General features: G+C 37.1%; 5 protein-coding genes. 1 reads left to right on the top strand and 4 read right to left on the bottom strand.

Going from position 1 to position 2,399, the window contains the following annotated elements; genetic code table 11:
* Positions 1 to 202, bottom strand: a 202-nt coding sequence (locus QMD21_07605) for an HD domain-containing protein (protein MDI6856628.1), incomplete at its 3' end; no start/stop codon positions are given.
* Positions 203 to 570: 368 nt separating this feature from the next.
* Between QMD21_07605 and QMD21_07600 the strand changes: the two genes are divergently transcribed.
* On the top strand, positions 571 to 1,503 hold the full coding sequence (locus QMD21_07600) for a site-specific DNA-methyltransferase (protein MDI6856627.1): 933 nt from the start codon (positions 571 to 573) through the stop codon (positions 1,501 to 1,503).
* On the opposite strand, the gene QMD21_07595 is transcribed toward QMD21_07600, so the two are convergent.
* The 3 genes from QMD21_07595 to QMD21_07585 form a co-directional block, all read right to left on the bottom strand.
* A complete protein-coding gene (locus QMD21_07595) occupies positions 1,500 to 1,571 on the bottom strand; it encodes a hypothetical protein (protein MDI6856626.1) in 72 nt (23 codons plus the stop codon). The two genes, QMD21_07600 and QMD21_07595, sit on opposite strands and share 4 nt — an antisense overlap.
* Before the next feature lie 49 nt (positions 1,572 to 1,620).
* Positions 1,621 to 2,145 carry a ThaI family type II restriction endonuclease gene (locus QMD21_07590; GenBank protein ID MDI6856625.1) on the bottom strand — a complete coding sequence of 175 codons (525 nt, stop codon included), beginning with the start codon at positions 2,143 to 2,145 and terminating at the stop codon, positions 1,621 to 1,623.
* Positions 2,146 to 2,290: 145 nt separating this feature from the next.
* On the bottom strand, positions 2,291 to 2,399 hold a 109-nt coding region (locus tag QMD21_07585), incomplete at its 5' end, for an electron transfer flavoprotein subunit alpha/FixB family protein (GenBank protein MDI6856624.1).

The following is a 2,399-nucleotide window of genomic DNA, read 5'->3' as shown; positions in this document are numbered from 1 at the left end:
AGCAGCAACAACACCATGCATTCCCCATATCATTTTTAACCTTGTCATAATCCAAATCATGTAGCAGTCCAACCAGCATCCACTCTCTTTCATTCTCATTTAATGCTCTCGCCAACTCTCCCATTATACAAGAAACCATCAAAGCATGGGCATATTTGCTTGTACCCCTAACAAGCCTTAAAGCTTCATCTTTAGATATCATAAGTTACTACATAGGTGCAGATTAAACTATTGAATTATTTTCAAAATAGAAAAATTCATAGATAGGATAAATAGATATTTAGAGGGAGAAGAATGGCAAGTAAGATTCTTAAAAGGATGGAAGTCCTTCGGGGATTTATTCAGATTCCCAGAGAAAACATACCTGAACTGCTGGGTAATACCTCACTACCACATATTACAACACTCAATGGTAACCCAGCGAGAATTGACAAATACGGTAGACTCTGGTCTTCCTTTCTAAAAGGGAAATTTCACCCAGGTAGCCGAATACAATTAACCAAAAATAATGAGGGATTTCAAGTGAGTTTACTTGAAGGTTCCCATGAAGCGAGAAAGGAAAATAGGAAAATAAAACAAAGTAAAGGTCGTAAAGAAGGAACTGAAACAAGCTCTTTTGGGTCCCCTGGAAGATTTGGTCATGACTCATCAAAGTTTTACAATAGTAAGTTGTATGAAGGCTTGCCTAAAGAAAAAGAGAAAGTGATATACTTTGAGAACGAAATTAACAAAGACTTTCTAAACAAGATTTTTTGCAAAAGTAGCGAAAACATGGAGGAATTACCGGACAACAGCGTCCATTTAATGGTAACTTCACCTCCTTACAATGTTGGAAAAGAGTACGGTAAAGGGCTCACATTAGATGAATATAGAGGTTTACTATCAAGGGTGTTCAAGGAAACATACAGAGTCCTAGTTCCAGGCGGTAGAGCTTGCATTAATGTGGCTAACTTAGGCAGAAAACCATACATACCCCTAGATGTTTTTGTAGTTCAAAGCATGTTAGATATTGGCTTTCTTATGAGAGGCGAAATAATCTGGGATAAAGGCTCAAGCGCAGCGGCTTCAACTGCATGGGGAAGCTGGTGTTCGCCGAGTAACCCTACGTTAAGAGACGTTCATGAATACGTATTGATTTTTTCAAAAGAGACATTTAGTAGACAGAATCCAAAAGGAAGAAAAAGCACCATTACGCAAGAGGAGTTTTTAGAGTGGACCAAAAGCGTGTGGACATTCCCAGCAGAATCTGCTACTAGAGTTGGGCATCCTGCTCCATTCCCAGCTGAGTTGCCTTTAAGGCTCATCAAACTTTACACTTTTGAGGGAGAAGTTGTATTAGACCCGTTTATGGGTAGCGGAACAACAGCAATAGCAGCTCTTCAAACTAACAGATATTATGTGGGTTACGATGTAGAACCAGAGTATGTGACGTTAGCTGAAAAGAGAATCAAAGATTTCTTAAAGAAACAGTCTCAAATTAAATTAGCCGAATTTTTAAGTTAACTCTCTTTCCAATAATCTACCCATCTTTGGTACGGTTTATATTCTATTGCTGAACGTTGCCAAAAAATCTCAATTTTCTTAGTATCCTTATCTTGAAGTAACTTTAACAGCGCATCCTTACTTTATTTCCACTCCGCGAGGATTTGTTCCAGGTTTTGGAAGCTTAAAATATCTTTCTCGACCCATGACTCGAAAGACTCTTTGTTTAACTTCAAGAGGTATATATGAAAAAATGCCTTTTTTATTCCATTTAATTTGAACAAGTAAAACATCAGTTTTAGGGACATAAGTCTCCATAAATTCTCTTGCTTTTTGGGCATCAACAGTCCATGAAAATTTAACTCCTCCCATTCCTGTAATGGTTTTAATAGAAATTGGATATCCAAATAACCTTACGTCAACTTCAGGTTCGGTTATAGGAATGTCTGTCTCTACATTTTTCTCTCCGAACTTATAAATCAATAGCGCAGTCAAAATTTTTTCTCGAAGCGAACCAACTTCCATTCCAACTTTTCCAGCTCTGGAACTTTCTAATTCAGCAAGCTGAAATAGGTAAGGTAAACGCTTTACAATTTTATTTACAAGATTCTTATCGTCAAATATCTCAATTAAGCGACTGGGCATCTTATGTCTTCCTGCCATATGCGTCATTTATTTCTCTACATATATTTTGCGATAATCGTAACTTCTCTAGCAGCCTCTAAGCATTTAATATTAGAGCTAAAAACTCTGAAAACATAGAGGATAGGGTCCGTATTGGCTGTTTTTCAAATCAAAATATGTTATGTTATTGTAGTTGTTTCTTTAATGCTTCCTTCAATGCTGGTAATATTTCGTATAAGTTGCCTACAACGCCATAATCTGCAACCTCAAACATTGGTGCATTCTCATCTTTG

The sequence above is a fragment of the Candidatus Thermoplasmatota archaeon genome (assembly GCA_030018475.1).
Taxonomy (GTDB): Archaea; Thermoplasmatota; JASEFT01; order JASEFT01; family JASEFT01; genus JASEFT01.
The sequence above is the reverse complement of the archived record's forward strand: the minus strand, read 5'-3'. Positions and strand labels throughout refer to the sequence as shown.